14 protein-coding genes and 1 pseudogene are annotated in these 16,700 nt (G+C 59.6%); 8 read left to right on the top strand and 7 right to left on the bottom strand.

Annotated elements, in window-relative coordinates; translation table 11 throughout:
* Window positions 1–9: 9 nt before the first annotated feature.
* From MSIL_RS17255 to MSIL_RS17265, 3 genes are all read right to left on the bottom strand, one after another.
* Window positions 10–3,144, bottom strand: a complete 3,135-nt coding sequence (locus MSIL_RS17255; protein ID WP_012592364.1) for an efflux RND transporter permease subunit — start codon at window positions 3,142–3,144, stop codon at window positions 10–12.
* Window positions 3,141–4,418, bottom strand: coding sequence for an efflux RND transporter periplasmic adaptor subunit (locus MSIL_RS17260; RefSeq protein WP_210160576.1), 1,278 nt, complete (start codon window positions 4,416–4,418; stop codon window positions 3,141–3,143). Before MSIL_RS17260 ends, MSIL_RS17255 begins: the two co-directional genes overlap by 4 nt.
* A gap of 172 nt (window positions 4,419–4,590) precedes the next feature.
* Entirely contained in the window at window positions 4,591–5,235 is a 645-nt protein-coding gene (locus MSIL_RS17265; RefSeq protein ID WP_148213133.1) for a carboxylesterase family protein, read from the bottom strand.
* Window positions 5,236–5,501: 266 nt separating this feature from the next.
* Here MSIL_RS17265 and MSIL_RS22385 point away from each other — a divergent pair, with 266 nt between their 5' ends.
* The gene (locus tag MSIL_RS22385) at window positions 5,502–5,699 is read left to right on the top strand and encodes a helix-turn-helix domain-containing protein (protein ID WP_187148671.1); all 198 of its coding nucleotides are present in this window, start codon (window positions 5,502–5,504) and stop codon (window positions 5,697–5,699) included.
* Window positions 5,700–5,749: 50 nt separating this feature from the next.
* On the opposite strand, the gene MSIL_RS17270 is transcribed toward MSIL_RS22385, so the two are convergent.
* The 3 genes from MSIL_RS17270 to MSIL_RS17280 all read right to left on the bottom strand — a co-directional run bounded on the left by MSIL_RS17270 (window position 5,750) and on the right by MSIL_RS17280 (window position 9,191).
* A complete protein-coding gene (locus MSIL_RS17270) occupies window positions 5,750–7,030 on the bottom strand; it encodes an MFS transporter (RefSeq protein ID WP_012592366.1) in 1,281 nt (426 codons plus the stop codon).
* A gap of 131 nt (window positions 7,031–7,161) precedes the next feature.
* On the bottom strand, window positions 7,162–7,944 hold the full coding sequence (locus tag MSIL_RS17275) for a 2-keto-4-pentenoate hydratase (RefSeq protein WP_012592367.1): 783 nt from the start codon (window positions 7,942–7,944) through the stop codon (window positions 7,162–7,164).
* A gap of 38 nt (window positions 7,945–7,982) precedes the next feature.
* Complete coding sequence (locus MSIL_RS17280; protein WP_012592368.1) at window positions 7,983–9,191, bottom strand: pyridoxal-phosphate-dependent aminotransferase family protein; 1,209 nt, start codon at window positions 9,189–9,191, stop codon at window positions 7,983–7,985.
* 151 nt (window positions 9,192–9,342) lie between these two features.
* On the opposite strand from MSIL_RS17280, the gene MSIL_RS17285 reads away from it, so the two are divergent.
* The 3 genes from MSIL_RS17285 to MSIL_RS17295 all read left to right on the top strand — a co-directional run bounded on the left by MSIL_RS17285 (window position 9,343) and on the right by MSIL_RS17295 (window position 14,366).
* The gene (locus MSIL_RS17285; RefSeq protein WP_012592369.1) at window positions 9,343–10,113 is read left to right on the top strand and encodes a GntR family transcriptional regulator; all 771 of its coding nucleotides are present in this window, start codon (window positions 9,343–9,345) and stop codon (window positions 10,111–10,113) included.
* A gap of 135 nt (window positions 10,114–10,248) precedes the next feature.
* Window positions 10,249–13,218, top strand: coding sequence for an FAD-binding and (Fe-S)-binding domain-containing protein (locus tag MSIL_RS17290; protein WP_012592370.1), 2,970 nt, complete (start codon window positions 10,249–10,251; stop codon window positions 13,216–13,218).
* Entirely contained in the window at window positions 13,215–14,366 is a 1,152-nt protein-coding gene (locus MSIL_RS17295; protein WP_012592371.1) for a DSD1 family PLP-dependent enzyme, read from the top strand. Before MSIL_RS17290 ends, MSIL_RS17295 begins: the two co-directional genes overlap by 4 nt.
* 112 nt (window positions 14,367–14,478) lie before the next feature.
* On the opposite strand, the gene MSIL_RS17300 is transcribed toward MSIL_RS17295, so the two are convergent.
* Window positions 14,479–14,658: a hypothetical protein gene (locus MSIL_RS17300; protein WP_148213134.1), complete on the bottom strand. Its 180-nt coding sequence runs from the start codon at window positions 14,656–14,658 to the stop codon at window positions 14,479–14,481.
* A gap of 236 nt (window positions 14,659–14,894) precedes the next feature.
* Between MSIL_RS17300 and MSIL_RS22390 the strand changes: the two are divergent.
* The 4 genes and pseudogenes from MSIL_RS22390 (at window position 14,895) to MSIL_RS17315 (ending at window position 16,402) form a co-directional block, all read left to right on the top strand.
* A pseudogene (locus tag MSIL_RS22390) lies at window positions 14,895–15,289 on the top strand (carboxylesterase family protein).
* 81 nt (window positions 15,290–15,370) lie between these two features.
* Entirely contained in the window at window positions 15,371–15,565 is a 195-nt protein-coding gene (locus MSIL_RS20365; protein ID WP_049768207.1) for a carboxylesterase family protein, read from the top strand.
* Between the two features lie 341 nt (window positions 15,566–15,906).
* Window positions 15,907–16,134: a hypothetical protein gene (locus MSIL_RS21485; RefSeq protein WP_012592372.1), complete on the top strand. Its 228-nt coding sequence runs from the start codon at window positions 15,907–15,909 to the stop codon at window positions 16,132–16,134.
* Window positions 16,118–16,402: a hypothetical protein gene (locus tag MSIL_RS17315; protein WP_012592373.1), complete on the top strand. Its 285-nt coding sequence runs from the start codon at window positions 16,118–16,120 to the stop codon at window positions 16,400–16,402. The genes MSIL_RS21485 and MSIL_RS17315 overlap by 17 nt, the downstream gene beginning before the upstream one ends.
* Window positions 16,403–16,700: the final 298 nt, after the last annotated feature.

Here is a 16,700-nt window from a genome sequence, read left to right on the forward strand (position 1 = left end):
TGAAGCCTCTCAAGCCGCTTGGTCCGCCCCGTGACGCTCAGTCAAGCGCGGCGCGTCTGGCGGCGTCTTGTTGCGTCGGCCTTTGCCGAGCCAGCGACTGAATTGATCCATATAAAGATAGGTTACGGGAGTAGTGAAAAGCGTCAGCGCCTGCGAGACAATCAGGCCGCCTACGACCGAGACGCCGAGCGGCTGGCGCAAATCGGCGCCGGCGCCTATGCCGAATGCGATAGGCAAGGTTCCGAACAACGCCGCCATTGTCGTCATCATGATCGGTCGGAACCGAAGCACGCAGGCTTCAAAGACGGATTGCTCGGGCGAGAGCCCGTCGATACGTTCGCGCTGTAAGGCGAAGTCGATCATCATGATTGCATTCTTCTTGACGATGCCGATCAGCATGATGAGGCCAATAATCGCCATCATGCTGAGGTCCAAGCCAAATAGCTTGAGGGAGATGAGCGCGCCGACGGATGCTGAAGGCAGACTGAGGAGGATTGTGAAGGGGTGGATAAAGCTCTCATACAAAATTCCGAGCACGATATAAACAGCGAAGAGAGCGGCGGCGAGCAGAAGCGGCTGCGTCGCCAGTGACCTTTGAAACTCTTGAGCCGTGCCCTGGAACGACGTCTGTAGCGTCGTAGGCTTGCCCATAGAAGATTCGATCTGTCTAATCGCTTCGACGGCTTCGCCAAGCGCAGTCCCTGGCGCAAGATTGAACGAGAGAGTCACCGCCGGAAACTGCCCCTGATGGTTAACCGCGATCGTCCCGGGAATCGGCTTCAGCCTCGCAAATTGGCTCACCTGGACCATCGCTCCGCCGCTCCCGCGGACGTAGAGTTGACTGAGGGCGGTGACATCTCGCTGGAATTCTGGCTCGACCTCCATCACCACATGATAGGTGTTCAGCGGCGCGTAGATCTGCGTCACATAAGCCTGCCCGTAAGCATCCGATAAGGTCTGTTGCACCGTGGAGATGTTAACGCCCAACCGCGATGCGGCGTCTCGATCGACGTCGATCATGAGCATTGGACTTCCCGTCTGCTGATCGCTGGCCACATCCTGCAGCAGCGGCGATCCTTTCAGCTTTTCGAGCAGCTTAGGCGCCCAGACGTCCAACTCGTTGATGTCGGTGTCTTGTAAAGTGTACTGATATTGGGTGCGTGAAATTCGACCCCCCAGCTGAATGTTCTGAACCGACTGGAGATAGGTTAAGATCCCAGGAATTTCCGCGAGCTTCAGTCTCAACCGCTGGATGATCTGGTCAGCGGTCGCATGACGCTCTCCAACCGGCTTCAGCTGAATGAATGCGCGGCCCGTATTGAAACCCGAGCTGGCGTTGCCGCCGATCAAGCTGCCCACGGCGGTGATATCAGAATCCTGCATAAGGACACGCAATGCAGCTTCTTGCCGCCCTTTCATGCCGTCGAATGAAATATCCTGATCGGCTTGCATAAAGCCGGTCAACATTCCGGTATCTTCCTGGGGAAAGAATCCCTTGGGCATGCTCATGAAAAGATAAATTGAAATCGCAATAAGCGCGACGTTCAAAATCATCACGGGGGCGCGATATCGTAGCGAAAGTTTTAAAATATGCTCATATCCTGAGACGAGTTTTTCGAAACCGCGCTCGCTCATCTGGTAAAGCCGCCCATGTTTGACGCTGTGCGGATTCTTAAGAACGAGGGCCGCGATCATCGGAGATAATGTTAATGCGATGAATGCCGACAGCACGATCGCGACCGTGACGGTCACGCCGAATTCGCGGAATAGGCGACCGACAATGCCAGCCATGAAAAGCAGCGGAATGAACACGGCGATCAGCGAAATCGTGATCGACACAATCGTAAAGCCAATTTCCTTCGATCCATCGAGCGCCGCCGTGACCCTGTCCTTCCCCATTTCCATATGACGAAAGATGTTCTCCAGCATCACGATGGCGTCGTCGACGACCAGCCCGACGGCAAGCGTCAGAGCCATCAACGAAAGATTGTCAAGGCTGTAGCCGAGCCCGAACATCACAGCGAACGTGCCGACAAGTGAGAGTGGAACCGTGAGGGCTGGGATAATTGTCGCCCAAAACTCTCGCAGGAAGACGAAAATCACAACAATCACTAGCGCGATCGTACCCATGAGGGTGATCTTGACGTCCGAGAAACTGTCGCGGATCGAGATTGAGCGGTCGCTGACGATCGAAAGCTTGATGGCCGGGGGGACGCCAGCTTGTAAGGTCGGCAGCATGCTCTTCAGCCGATCGACGAGTTCCAGCGTGTTCGCGCCGGGTTGTCGCCAGATCCCGATCATTTCGCCGCGATGCTCGCCGACCCATGCCGCCTGCAACGGACTGTCCACGCCGGCGACGACTTGCGCGACGTCGCCAATACGGACTGGGGCCCCGTTGCGATAGGTGACGATCGCCTTGGCTATTTGAGCCGGGAGGAAGAGCTGCCCATTGGTGGCGATTTGATAGGCTTGCGTCGGCCCCTGCAATGAACCTACCGGAAGGTTCGCCGTCGTAGCCATCACGGCGCTGGCTATTTCGTCGAGGCCGATCCCGCGGGCGGCAAGCGAAAGCGGATTGATCAGGACCGTTGGCGCGTATTTCTGCTGTCCGAAGATTGAGACTTGCCCGACGCCGTCGAGTGTGGAAATACGCTGCGCAATATCGAGGTCGGCAAATTGATCGACCTGCGTCAATGGCATGGAGTCGGAGGTGAGGCCGAGGATCAGGATCGGCTGATCGGCTGGATTGACTTTCCTGTATGTCGGCGGATTGGGTAAGTTCTTCGGCAGAAAGCCCTGCGCCGCATTGATGGCCTGCTGCACATCGCCGGCGGCGCCGTCGATGTTGCGCGAGAGATCGAACTGCAACGTGATGTTGGTCGTTCCAAGCACGCTCGCTGAGGTGATCTGATTGACGCCTGGGATCTGCGCAAATTGACGCTCTAGCGGCTGCGCTACGGCCGAGGCCATCGTCTTTGGATCGGCGCCGGGAAGCTGGGCGCTAACAGAGATAGTCGGAAAATCGACGCTCGGAAGCGCAGAGACAGGAAGAAGAATGTAGCCGATCAGCCCCGCGACCAGGAGCGCGACCATGACCAGGATGGTGGCGATTGGACGCTGTATGAAAGGAGCGGAAATATTCATTGGACGCCGTCGGTTCCGACCGGCGCGTCGCTCAGCGTCTGTCCCGCGTCCAGGATGTGATCTTCGACTCGAACCTTTACGCCAGGCTGAAGCCTGAATTGTCCGATTGTTATGACCTGATCTCCAGCCTTGAGGGCGCCGCTCACAAGCGCTAGGTTCTCTTCCGTTTGCACGACCGTTATTGGCTGCATAACCGCCTTCGACTCATCGTCAATCTTGTAGGTGAAGGCGCCGTTCGGCCCTGTCTGCACCGCGGCTGCTGGAATCGTCACCCCATCCTTTACCGTGCGCAGGACGGCATGCGCATTGACGAACTGGCCCGGCCAAAGCGTCTGATCAGCATTTTCGAATTCCGCCTTAAGTTTGACTGTTCCTGTCGTTGGATCAACGGCGTTGTCGATGAGATCGAGCACGCCCTCCGACAGTTTGCGTTTGTCGTCCGAAGCATAAGCTTCGACCTTTAGCGAACCCTCTTTCATAGCCTGCCGAACCCGGTCGATGTCGACTTCCGGGAGCGTGAAGATGACGTAGATAGGCTCGATCTGCGTGATTGTGACGAGGTTTTGCTGATTGTTCGCTTGGATCAAATTGCCGATATCGACGTGACGAATACCGGTCACGCCGTCGATCGGCGACCTCAGAGCTGCATAATCGACGTTGAGCTGAGCCGCCTTGATCGCGGCTTCATCGCTTTGCACGGCCGCCTCGGTTTGCTGCACCGTCGTTTTTTGGGTAGCCACCTGCTGCTCGGGCGCGAAGCTATGCGTCAAAAGACTGGAGTAACGGGACAGGTCGACCTTTGCGTTCGCCAATGTGGCTTGATCTTTTGCGAGATTGGCGCTGGCCTGATCGAGCGCGGCTTGAAAGGGCCGCGGGTCAAGCTGGATCAGCAGATCGCCTGTGCGAACATATTGGCCTTCTTTGAAGTTGATCTTTGTGATGGCGCCTTCGACGCGGCTAGTGACCGCAACGGTATTGAATGCAGTGACGATTCCAAGACCTCGCAGGATGATTGGGACATCCTTCGCCTCGGCCTTGGCCGCCATCACCGGGACCGGGCCGGGTACGGGGCGGGCAGCTTTCGTCCTTTCCGGCCAAGAAAAATAAAGCGCGGCGCCCAGGCCCGCTGCGCCAAGCAATGCCAGCATAAGTCGAAGCCGAAACATGAAAGCCTTTTGCAACACGGAGCCCTGTTTCAGGAGGGTACGCCTTTTGATGGCTTGATTTTGGCCTAAAGCTAAAAAGCCGATAAGATGTTCGTGAACAATAATCACGATAAGTTGAGTATTTGATCGAACAATATACTCGCTGTAATCAAACGTGTGAGTTTTGGATCTGCTTATATTTGGGCCCGGAAATCGGCAACACGTGGCATGCGCCTTACGGCATGCGAGTTTTGTGAACAACGGGCTACGCCCAACTGGCGGCCGCAGCCCTGAGTGTTTCCTACAAGGGATAGGTCAAGACAGAATCCCAGAGATCACATTTATAGTTCGCTCTAAACTGCTTTTCGCTTTCCGAGCCATTGGGGATATCCTGTCTGAGGAACGTCGCCTCTCCCGATCGGGGAAATACCGGCCACCTGACGGCTCTCGGTCCGTTCGGGTCGCCGTTCTTCGCAAAAAGTGTCCACGCCGCCACCATTTGGTCGGACAAGGTAAGTTCGGCCCCCTCAAGTTCGCGCGGCAGCCCGGTGGTCTGGTCCAAATTCACTCCCAACTGGCCGCCGTGATACCCCGGAAACAGGAACTGGATGTCGGTGGTGTGGGATGCCAGAGGCTGGAAGCTGCCCGTGGGCGACATTGGATAGGGCATTTTGGGGAAGTAAAAGGGCGCCTTGGTATAGGTGAAGTCCCATCCATACGTCGGAACCTTGGCGGCCCATAATTTAAGGACGTGAAGACCACCGCATTTCTTCGGATCGCTCGCGACCCGGTTGTAGGCCAGTTCGGTATCGTTTCCATAGTTGCTGAGCGGATACTGAGCCAAAACGGCGCCAGCATTGGCGCCCCACGAGGCGCTCATGCCGGCCTCATATTGAGCCGGCGTCAGGGGCGCCTGCGGCGGGTCTCCACGACGAATATCTTGCAAGTCTCTTGATGGGTATGGAAACAGAAATCCGTTCTGGCTGTCATCTGGCGCCTGTATGGGGAATCGCTCTCTCTGGCCGTCGCAGCCTATATTGTCGGTCGGTACTCGGCTGTTGATGAGCGATCGCGAAGGATGAAGGGAGCACTCGATCGGCGACGGCTTGCGCGGGTCCTCGACTTCGTGGAGGCAAATCTCGGGCGGGAACTCGGCATTGTCGAACTAGCGGCTATCGCTCACCTGAGCTCAGGCCATTTCTCGGAAGCCTTTTGCCGCTCCGTGGGAATGTCCCGCATCGCTATATCTTAAGCCGACGGGTCGCCGTCGCGAAGCGTCTCCTCGCCGACGGAGAAATGTCCGTCGCCGAGGTCGCTTCCACGATGGGGTTCTCGAGTCAAAGCCACTTTGGTCGAATGTTTCGGCAGATCACCGGCACGACGCCAAAACGCTACCAGTCTTGCTCCTAAGTTGGTTCGTAGCCGCGTACTTCGCGTGTGAGAGGCAACCAATTGTTAATTCATTCGGCGGGCGCCAGTTTTGCCGTTCCACCCACCATTTCATGTTCCTCGAACGGCTTCTCAGGATGCATCATAAAGGCGCATGCCGCTCCGACGAGAAGTAATCCCATCGACATGAGGAACGGTAGAAACCAATTTGCCGTGACGTCGATCACAAACCCGGCGACCAGTGGGGACACGATCGCCGCAGCGGCGGAGCCGGTATTCATGAGCCCGGCAGCCGTCCCGGAATATTTCGGCGCAATATCCATGGGGATTGACCACATCGGGCCGATGACCAATTCCGCGAAGAAGAAGCCCGCCGACAAGCAGAGCGCGACCAACGTGACGTCGTGGATGTAGAGCAGTGGCAGAAGCGATAGGAAGGCGCCGAGAAATCCTCCGATCGTGACGCTCAGCCGCGCAAGTCGAACATTGTTCGTGCGACGCAGAATGTGATCCGAGATGACTCCGCCGAGCGTGTCTCCAACGACGCCCGCAAAAAACACACCCGACGCAAAAAGAGCGGAACTCTTGAGATCCAGGCCGAAATTGTTCTTGAAGAACAGCGGGAGCCAGTTGAGGTAAAGCCAAAGCGTCCAGCCATAGCAAAAATAAGTGAGCGTCACCGGCCACATCCGGGCCAGCAGAGGCTTCCACGGAATTTGAAGCTTGGCGCCCGGTTTGCGAACGGGCAGCTGCGCGAGTTCTTCCTCCGTGATGCCGGAGTGATCCTTCGGATCATTCCGAAAGTACCAAACCCAGACCAGCACCCACACCAGGCTGATGAGGCCGAGCAGGACAAAAGAGCCACGCCAGCTGAAGGCGATCACCAAGAGCGCGACGAAAGGCGGCGTGACCGCATTGCCGAGTCGGGCGAAAGCATGGGTCAGCCCTTGGGCGAAGCCTCGACGGCTCGGGGGCGTCCAATATTGCATGGCCCGGGTGGCCGTTGGGAAGGTTGCGCCCTCGCCGAAGCCAAGCAGTAGGCGCGCGAGGAACAATGTGAAGAGACCGTTGACGAGACCCGTCAGAATGGTCGCCACCGCCCAGATCAACCCGCATGCGAACAGCGTCCGACGCGCGCCGAAACGGTCTCCGACCCAGCCCCCGAAAACCTGAAAAACGAGGTAGGGATAGGCGAAGGCGGAGAACACGAGCCCGAGCTGCGTATTCGTGAGATTTAGCTCGCGCTGTATGGCGCCCGCAGCCGTGCCGATATTGACGCGATCGATGTAGGTTATGAAATACATGATACAGAGAAGCGCCAGAACGACATGCGTCGCCTTGAACTTTGGCATCTTCACACCCTCCCGAATGTCTTCTTTTGGCCCACCGATCGTCTAAGCGGTTCTAGATTGGCGCCGCCTTTACGAGACTAATTTTATGTTTTTCAAAAGAGCGGACGGCCCGGTCTTTGAGCGCCGACGCATCAAGCGTCCCGGGCGACAGTTACAGTCCCTACGCCGGCAAATGACGCTTCTGCGCTGCTGCCGGGAGCCAGACGCTCCATACAGGTGTAGGAGCCGGTGGTTACAAGATCACCGGCGCGGAGCGCCGCCCCAACGTCTAGGAGATCATTGGCCAGCCATACGACAAGGTCGATGACGTCGCCGGCGGGATTGCCGCCGTCGCGGCTGATAATCATGCGATCGTCAACGGCGAGGCTGACGCTGGTGTTGATGAATGAGGGATGGTCCGGCATAGGAACCCCGGAGCCGACCACCATGGCCCCATGCGACAGAAGGTCGGCGAGGAGAAGCTCGGGAGCGACCGTAGGCCAGTCGCGAAAGCGGCTGTCGATGATCTCGAACGCGACAACCACTTCGCTGATCGCGGTCAGGACTTCATCGCGCGCATAAGGACGCCCGATCGGCGGAAGGCCGGAGCGGAAGCGAAACGCCAATTCGGCTTCAAGGAGAAAGAGCCGGAAGGCGTCGCGCTCGAATTTGGCGCCGGAGGGATGCGTTCGATTTGCGAACAGAGGCGCGCGAGAGGCCGGAGCGTCGGCAGCTTTGCGTCCAACCTTCCAGCCCACAATAGGGCCAAGACGCCGGGCTAACGCGGATTGAACGCGATAAGCCTCCTCGCGAGAGGAAATCCGCGCATTGACGGGCAGCTCGCCTATGCTCGCGCCGGTTTCCTGAGCGTCGATCAGCAATGCCGCGAGAGCGGTCGCCTCATCGCATTCCATCGCAGCCACTCGCGCAACCATTTTTTCCTCACCGACAGCAGGTTTGCGCTGAATTGCGATCAGCCCGCGGCAAGTTTGAGCAAAGGCGAGGCATTGGTCCCGTCGCGGCTTTCAAGCTCGGCCATGGCCGCCATTACGCCGCCTGCGCGGTGCGGGATTCCCGCCGCTGACAGACCCATCTCAACGCCGCTCAGGGCCGCCATAAGGACAAGCTCGTTGCATTGGCCAAGATGCCCGATGCGGAATACTTTTCCAGCCAGCTTGTTCAGCCCCGTTCCGAGCGACATATTGTATTTTTCGAGCACCACATTGCGGAAATGATCGGCGTCGTGACCGGGGGGCGTTAACACAGCCGTCAGGACCGGCGAATATTCGGAGGGCTCTTCACAGAGCACTTCGAGGCCCCAGGCGCGGACAGCCGCGCGCGTCGCGGCTGCGAGGCGATGGTGACGCTCAAACACCTGATCGAGACCTTCTTCCAGCAACATCGCGATCGCCTCGCGCAGCCCGTAAAGCAGGGTGGTCGCCGGAGTGTAGGGAAAGAAGCCCGCAGCGTTGGGTTTCAGCATCTCCTGCCAGTCCCAATAGGACCGCGGGAATTTGTTGGTCTTTGACGCGGCGAGCGCCTTGTCGGAGATGGCCGTGAAGCCGAGGCCCGGCGGCAGCATCAAACCTTTCTGGGAGCAGCTAATGGTGACGTCGACGCCCCACTCGTCGTGGCGATAATCGACTGAACCGAGGGAGGAGATCGTATCGACAAGGAGCAAAGCCGGGTGGCCGGTCCTGTCGATCGCCGTGCGGATTTCGCCTATTCGGCTGGTGACCCCGGTCGAGGTTTCATTGTGGACGACCATCACGGCCTTGATCGCGTGGGAGCGATCTTCGGCCAGCTTCGCTTCGATGGCGACGGGATCAGCGCCGCGGCGCCAGTCGCCCGGCATGAAGTCGGCGTCAAGGCCCCATTTCGCCGCCATCTGACGCCATAGGGTGGAGAAATGACCGGTCTCGGCCATGAGCACCTTGTCGCCAGGCGACAAGGTGTTGACGATCGCGGCTTCCCAGGCGCCGGTTCCAGATGAGGGGTAAATGACGACCGGACCGGAGGTCTTGAAGACGCTTTTGCAGCCCGCCAGAACCTCTTCGCCAAGAAGCTGGAATTCCGGACCGCGATGATCGATGACCTGTTTGTTCATCGCCCGAAGCACTCTCTCGGGCACGGGGCTCGGCCCCGGAATCTGCAGGAAATGTTGCCCGTGGCGCTCTGTCATTTCCATCCCCGTATGCAGCGGCCGGGATTGGCCCGGAATTCTCTTAACCCAGATTAGTGCATTAATTTTTTCATGATGCAATGAATTTTTGAATTCAAAATACCGTCTCGACCCAACCGGGCAAACACGTTATTTGATTCATATGGACTCAATGGATGGAGATGGGGGGAGGGCTCTTGCGCCCCCTGCGAGCGATGCCCGCCGGCCGGAAGACGGCGCCGACGCTTCTGCATCGGGTCGGCCGGCGCATGCCGTATCATTGCATGGCGAAATTCTCGTGCGCCTGCGCGATTACATCGTCGAAGGCAATCTTGTCGGCGGAGCGCGCATTCCCGAGCGTCAGCTTTGCGAAATGTTCGGCATCTCCCGCACGCCGCTGCGTGAGGCGCTGAAAGTGCTGGCCTCCGAAGGGCTGGTTGATCTCCTGCCCAACAGAGGCGCGCGGGTCCGCGAGCTGAGCGCCAAAAACCTCGTTGAGCTCTTCGACGTTATGGGCGGGCTCGAAGCTCTCGCCGGCCGTCTTGCCTGTGAAAACATTACTGGGGACGCCTTCGATGAAATCGAGCGGCTGCACCATGAAATGTATGGCTTTTATCTGCGCCGCGATCTGCACAGCTATTTCCAGTGCAACCAGGCCATCCATCAGAAGATCGCCGACGCCGCTCATAACTCCGTGCTCTCGGCCACCTATGCAAGCTTCTCGGATCGCCTAAGGCGGGTCCGGTTTTGCGCCAATCTCAGCCGGAAGCACGACAGATGGGGGGAGGCGATGCGCGAGCACGAGGCCATTCTCGACGCATTGCGCCGCCGCGCCGGCCCTGAACTGAGCGACATCCTCTTTCTGCATTTACGCAACAAGCAAGTCGCAGCCGCTGAACTCGGTCCGGAGCTGGCGCGCGCCGAAGGGGAGGCCAGGATTTAAGCGCTGCAGCGGCCAATCGCCTGATTTGAGTGCGTTTTGTGATGTGTTATTTTATGGTTTGAATTCAAATAAGGGCGCTGATAAGACTCCCGAAAAATACGCGGCGAAGAAATTAGCGGCAAAGGGAGCATCCAGATGGTCGGGGCGACGCGCTCGGGATTCGAAGGACGGCTTCGCGCCGAGATCGCGGGCGACATTCTCTTCGACGCGTTCAGCCGCGGCCGCTACGCGACTGACGCATCGCATTACCAGATGATCCCGCTCGGCGTGGCCGTCCCCAAAACTGTCGAAGCGGCGGTCCGGGCCTTCGCGCTGGCGCGCGAGGAAGGCGTCCCCGTCACAGCGCGCGGCGGCGGCACCTCGCAATGCGGACAGACCATCAATCGCGGCCTGGTGATCGACGGCTCAAAATATCTGCGCCGCATTCTCTCTCTCGACGTTGCCGGCCGCCGCTGCGTGGTCGAGCCGGGCATCGTGCTCGATGACCTGAACCGCCAGCTGAAACCACACGGTCTGTGGTTTCCGGTCGATGTCTCGACAGCCTCGCGAGCGACGATCGGCGGCATGACCGCGAACAATTCCTGCGGCGGCCGCTCGCTGCGGTATGGCACCACGCGGGACAATGTGATCTCGATCGAGGCGGTTCTGGCCGATGGCGCGGCGGCCCATTTCGGCGAGACCGCCACCGATCTTTCCGAACTGCGCGACGCCCATCTCAAACAATTCGCCGAGAAGCTGCTGGCCATCGGGGCGCGCGAGGCGGATGAAGTTGCAGAGCGCTTTCCAAAGGTCCAGCGGCGCGTCGGCGGCTATAATATCGACGCTCTCGATCCAGCGCGCGGCCGTGTCAACTTTGCCCACATTCTCGTCGGCTCGGAAGGCACGCTCGCCTATTCCACCGCGATCGAACTGAAGCTTTCGCCGCTTCTGGGGCGCCGTGCGGTCGGAGTCTGTCATTTCGGCTCCTTCCACGCCGCGATGAACAGCGCCCAGCATATTGTCAAGCTGGAGCCAATCGCCGTCGAGCTCGTCGATGCGACCATGATCTCGCTGGCGAGCGAAATCCCGATGTTCCGGCCGACGCTCGACGCCGTCGTGCGCGGCGAGCCCCAGGCCCTGCTTCTGGTCGAATTCGCCGAAGACGACGCGGAGAATGTCCGGCGTCTGAAACAGCTGGGCGATCTGATGGGTGATCTCGGCTTCGGTTTCGATCGCGAGGGCGCGCATTGGGGCGGCGTCGTCGAGACGCTCGATCCGTCTCTGCAGGCGGACATCACGGATCTGCGCACCTCCGGCCTCAATATCATGATGTCGATGAAGGACGAGGCGAAGCCGATCTCTTTTGTTGAGGATTGCGCCGTTCCGCTGGAGCATCTTGCGGATTACACCGAGAAGCTCACGAGCGTCTTCGAGAAACACGGGACGCGCGGCACCTGGTACGCGCACGCCTCCGAAGGCTGTCTGCATGTGCGTCCGGTGCTCAATCTGAGGCTCGATAAAGACGTCAAGGCGATGCGGGCCATCGCCGAAGAGGCGTTCGCTCTCGTGCGCGCCTATAAGGGATCGCATTCAGGCGAACATGGCGACGGACTGGTGCGCAGCGAGTTCCACGAGCCGATGTTCGGCCAGAGGCTGGTCAAAGCCTTCGAAGAGGTGAAGTCGGTTTTCGACCCGAAGGGAATCCTCAATCCGGGCAAGATCGTGCGATCGCCGCGTTTCGACGACCGCAGTCTGCTGCGCTACGCGCCGGGCTATGAGGTTCGCGACTTTGCCCCACAGCTCAGCTGGGCCGGATATCCCGGCGCCGTCGGCGGCCTGCAAGGCGCTGTCGAGATGTGCAACAACAATGGCGCCTGTCGAAAACTCGAGGGGGGCGCGATGTGCCCGTCCTATCGCGCCACACGTGACGAAAAGCATGTGACGCGCGGACGCGCCAACAGCCTGCGGCTGGCGCTTTCTGGTCAGCTTGGCGCCGACGCCTTCGCCTCCGACGCCATGGCCGAGACGATGAAGCTCTGCGTCTCGTGCAAAGCCTGCAAGCGCGAATGTCCGACGAGCGTCGACATGGCGCGCATGAAGATCGAGGTCATGGCGGCCCGGGCGCAAAAACATGGTTTTTCCCTGCGCGACAGGCTCATCGCCTATATGCCGCGCTATGCGCCCTTCGCAGCTCGCCTCGCGCCTTTGCTCAATCTGCGCAATCGCAGTCCCTTTCTGCGGCGGCTGATGGAAACGATCGTCGGCTTCAGCGCTCGCCGCGATCTGCCGATTTGGCGGCCCGATCGATTTTCAGCGCGCGCGCAGACGCTGGGGCCAGTTGACGGCCGAGAGCTTGTTCTTTGGGTGGACAGTTTCAACGCCGCTTTCGAGCCCGAAAATATCGAGGCGGCGATCACGACTTTGACCGCAGCCGGCTACCGCGTTCATATCGCCGGCCCGATTGACGGATCGGCGCGTCCGCTTTGCTGCGGCAGGACCTTTCTGTCGATTGGAAATGTTGCGGCGGCGCGCGCGGAAATGTCTCGCACGCTGACGGCCTTGCGTCCCTTCCTGGAGCGTGGCCTCGCCGTTGTCGGCCTGGAGCCGAGCTGTCTTTTTTCCTTCAGAGACGAGGCGCTGGCTCTTCTGCCCGGTGAGGACGCGCGGCGCGTCGCGGCCCACGCAATGCTGTTCGAGGAATTCATCGTGTGCGAGGCGAAGGCGGGTCGATTTCCGCCCGTCCTTGGTCCGGTCGGGAAGAAGGCGTTATTACATGGCCATTGTCATCAAAAGGCCTTCGGAGCCATGGGCGCGGTCGAGACCGCGCTGCGCCTCGTCCCCGGTCTTACGGTCGAGACGATCGAGTCAAGCTGCTGTGGCATGGCGGGGGCCTTTGGTTACCAGGCGGAGACGATGGACGTCTCTCTAGCCATGGCGGAGCTGTCTTTGCTGCCGGCGGTCCGCAAGGCTGAACTCGACGCTCTTCTGGTGGCCGACGGAACATCCTGTCGTCATCAGATCAGGGACGGCGCGCCACGCAAGGCCGTGCATGTCGCGCGTCTCTTCGAGGCGAGCCTCAAGGCAGGGCAACGGACCGCAACCAAGGCGAAAGCGGCAGTTCAATGACCGCCGAAATAGAACAAAAAGCCCTTGGCCCTTTCGCTGCGCTGATCGGCGCGCCGGACGGACGCAAGCGGCTGAACACGCCGTCGCTCATCCTAGATCTCGACGTTTTCGACGCGAATGTAGCCAGAATGCAGGCGATCTGCGACGCCAATGGCGTCAATCTGCGTCCGCACGCGAAAAGTCACAAAAGCTCCCGCATCGCGCAGGCGCAACGTGAGGCCGGCGCGATCGGCGTCTGCTGCGCCACTATCAACGAGGCGGAAGCGATGGCCGTGGCGGGCGTCGGCGGACTGCTGATCACCGCGCCTCTTGTCACCGACGTAAAGATTTCGCGCCTCTGCGATCTATGCGCGAGGGCGCCGGACACAATGGCGGTGATCGACAACGCCGATAACGCACTTGCCTTGTCTGCGGCCTTCGCCGGCCGGCCGGCGTTAAACGTTCTCGTCGATCTCGATATCGGCCATCACCGCACCGGCGCCGTTGATCCGGCGGCCGCTTTCAAACTGGCGCGTATGATCGCCGCGACGCCCAATCTCACTTTGCAGGGCGTTCAGGCCTATGGCGGCCATTTTCAGCACATCCCTGACGCCGCGAAGCGCGGCGCGGCGGCGGCGCAGGGGCGCGAGCAGCTCAAAGCTCTCCTCGCCCTGATGCGCGACGCGCAGCTTGAGACCGGGATTGTCACCGGCGCTGGCACGGGCACCCACGGACTCGACGGATCGTCCGGCGTCTTCACGGAAATTCAGGCGGGCTCCTATATTTTCATGGACGCCGAATATGCCACGATCAATTATGAAGGCGGCGATTGGCCCTTCGGCTTCTCCCTGTTCGTGCAGACCAGCGTTCTCAGCGCCAACCTTCCAACGCAGGTCACCACCGACGCCGGCACAAAATCCTTCGCCCTGAACGGGCCGCCGCCACGGATCGTCTCCGCTTCTCTACACGGCGCGGCTTACGGCTTTGCGGGCGACGAACACGGGCGCGTCATGCTGGAGCACGGCATGGGTCGCCCGCAAATCGGCGAACGACTCGAATGCATCGTATCGCATTGCGATCCCACAGTGTGCCTCTACGACTACTTTGTCTGTGTGCGCGGGCAAAAGGTCGTCGATGTCTGGAAAATCGACGCGCGCGGGCGGGCATAGAGAACGGCGACGGTCCGACGACGAGCGCGCATGTCACGCATACCCTCGGCAGCGCAGACCACGTGCACTTGTCTGGGTCGCCAGACTTGCTGGACCCGCTTAGCATTCACCATCATCGACTCTCCGCCCTTCCAACGACGCTGCGCATCCCCGGAACCTCGGCCGGCGCCGCCCGAGTGGCGCAATAGGCGGCGACGCCCTTCATCCGGGCGAATGCGGCGACCTTGTCGCGGAGTTCCGATCGGCCTTTCGCCGCGGCGGCGCGGCACAGCACATGCGTTTGCGACCTCAAGCGCCAAACTTCGGGGAGCAACCACGTTTCAGGGAAAAGACGAAGTCTACTTTCCGATTTTTGAGGGAATCCAAATCATATCAGGCGTGAAAAAACGATATCAACCTCGCATTGCACCGAGCCGTGATATTCCTAGCGCTGTCCAATTCTTGACGTCATCGCACGTGCGACGGTTGTGGAAAAGACTCGGGCGAATATAAGAATTACTGCCCACGAACGCGAATGACGCAATACCCGTGGCGGACGAAGTAGAATTCCTTGGCGTTCCCTTCGCCACTCCGCCGCTCGGAAATCTTCGCTGGCGGCCGCCCCAGCCTCCGGCAAAGTCGACACAAGCGCTGAAGGCGAAAACGTTCGGCGGCACGTGCGTACAAAATCAGGCGGAGAGTTCGCCAAGCCCAGCCTGACCGAGGATTGTCTTTACCTCAACATATTTACGCCTAGCGACTATGCGGAGAAATCCCGGCCGCGACCCGTGATAGTGTGGTTCTACGGCGGCGGTCTCGTTGCTGGCGAAACAAACGACTACGATGGAAGCAAACTCGCGGGACAGGGCGACGTCGTTCTCGTGACGGTTAATTATCGGGTCGGAACGCTTGGTTTTTTCGCCCATCCACGCTTGACGCTGTAGGTCACGACCTCGGCAATTACGGCTTCACGGACCAACAGTTCGCACTCAAATGGGTCCAGCGGAACATAGCCGGAGTCGGCGGTGATCCCCAGAAACATAACGATCTTCGGCCAGTCGGGCGGCGCGACGGCGGTGATGGGCGATCTTGTATCACCGACTGCGGCCGGCCGATTCCAGAGGGTGATCGTTGAGAGCGGCACACACATCATAACGACGCCGCTGGCGACGGGGGAAACGCAAGGGCAGACCATTGCGTCGAAGGCCCGCTGCACATAATATCGCCACCTGCCTGCGTGCGCTCACGCCTCAACAGATCGGGGATCTTGGCCACCGCCGTCGAGCTATTACATTGTCGATGGCCACATCATAACGCAGCCGACCTATGAGGCATTCAAGAGCGGCCGCTTCAACCGCGTGCCGATCCTGACCGGCCTTGTGGCCGACGAGCAGGCGTTCTTCCTGCCGGAAATTTCCGCGATGTGAATTCGGCCAGGCCGATCATTTTGCCCGACGTCAAACTAAGCGATCGATCTGTCGGAAAGCCGACAGACGCAACCTTGCCGAGCGTAATAGGTTTCAAGTTCGTCGAGCAATTCGCCCCTTCAGGGAGGCGGCTCATGGACCCGGAAACCATCGCCCTTTTGCAGGCGGAGTTTGAGCGCCGGATGACGCTGGTCCCTCTCTCTCAGCAGACCGATCAAGGGCGATTGGCGCTCGCCTACCACCTCGTTAGACTGGCGGAGGACGGCGAGCGCGACCCCGAGCGCCTGATGCGGGCGGCGCTCTCTTGGCCGCGAGACCTACGCTGCGTCATCAGGGGAGGGCAACTTGCGTTCGAGACGTAAACTAAGCAGTTTTGAGCCGTTTTCCTCCGGCGCCGTGAAGCCGGGCCGCGAAGCGTCCGTGCAGTTGATTCGCTTTGACCAAAGCTTAAGGGAACAAGTCGATAGGGCTTACCAGGAATGGCAGGCTCATCTCCCCGCAGACGATGAAAGCCGCAATATGCCTCGGCGATTAGCAGGCGTGGGCTTCAGAGAGAGCATCATTAAGCCGGTCGACAAGCGGTTCATCGAACGCCTCACGAATTTAGGCATTCCGTTTGAATGGCTATGAGGACGCCGCGACTCCGTTCAGAAGGAGAGAAAATGACCACGGCCACTCCATTACAATTGGAGCGCGCTGCCCCCGAAGCCGCGTGCGTCGAGTTCATCGCCGAGACGGCGGCGGCCGGGGAGTGAGGCTCAAGAACGGCGATCGCGAGAGCGAAAGCGGTCAGCTCAGCTGGATAGACGTTACGCCGGAAGCGGCGAACAGCGCGTCAAGCCAAGGAAATTGAGATTTTTGCCAATGGCAACTTTTCCGGGACACGAGCACGTTTTTGGCTTACAACTTATGATTGATTTTTCAATGC

The sequence above is a fragment of the Methylocella silvestris BL2 genome (assembly GCF_000021745.1).
GTDB lineage: Bacteria > Pseudomonadota > Alphaproteobacteria > Rhizobiales > Beijerinckiaceae > Methylocapsa > Methylocapsa silvestris.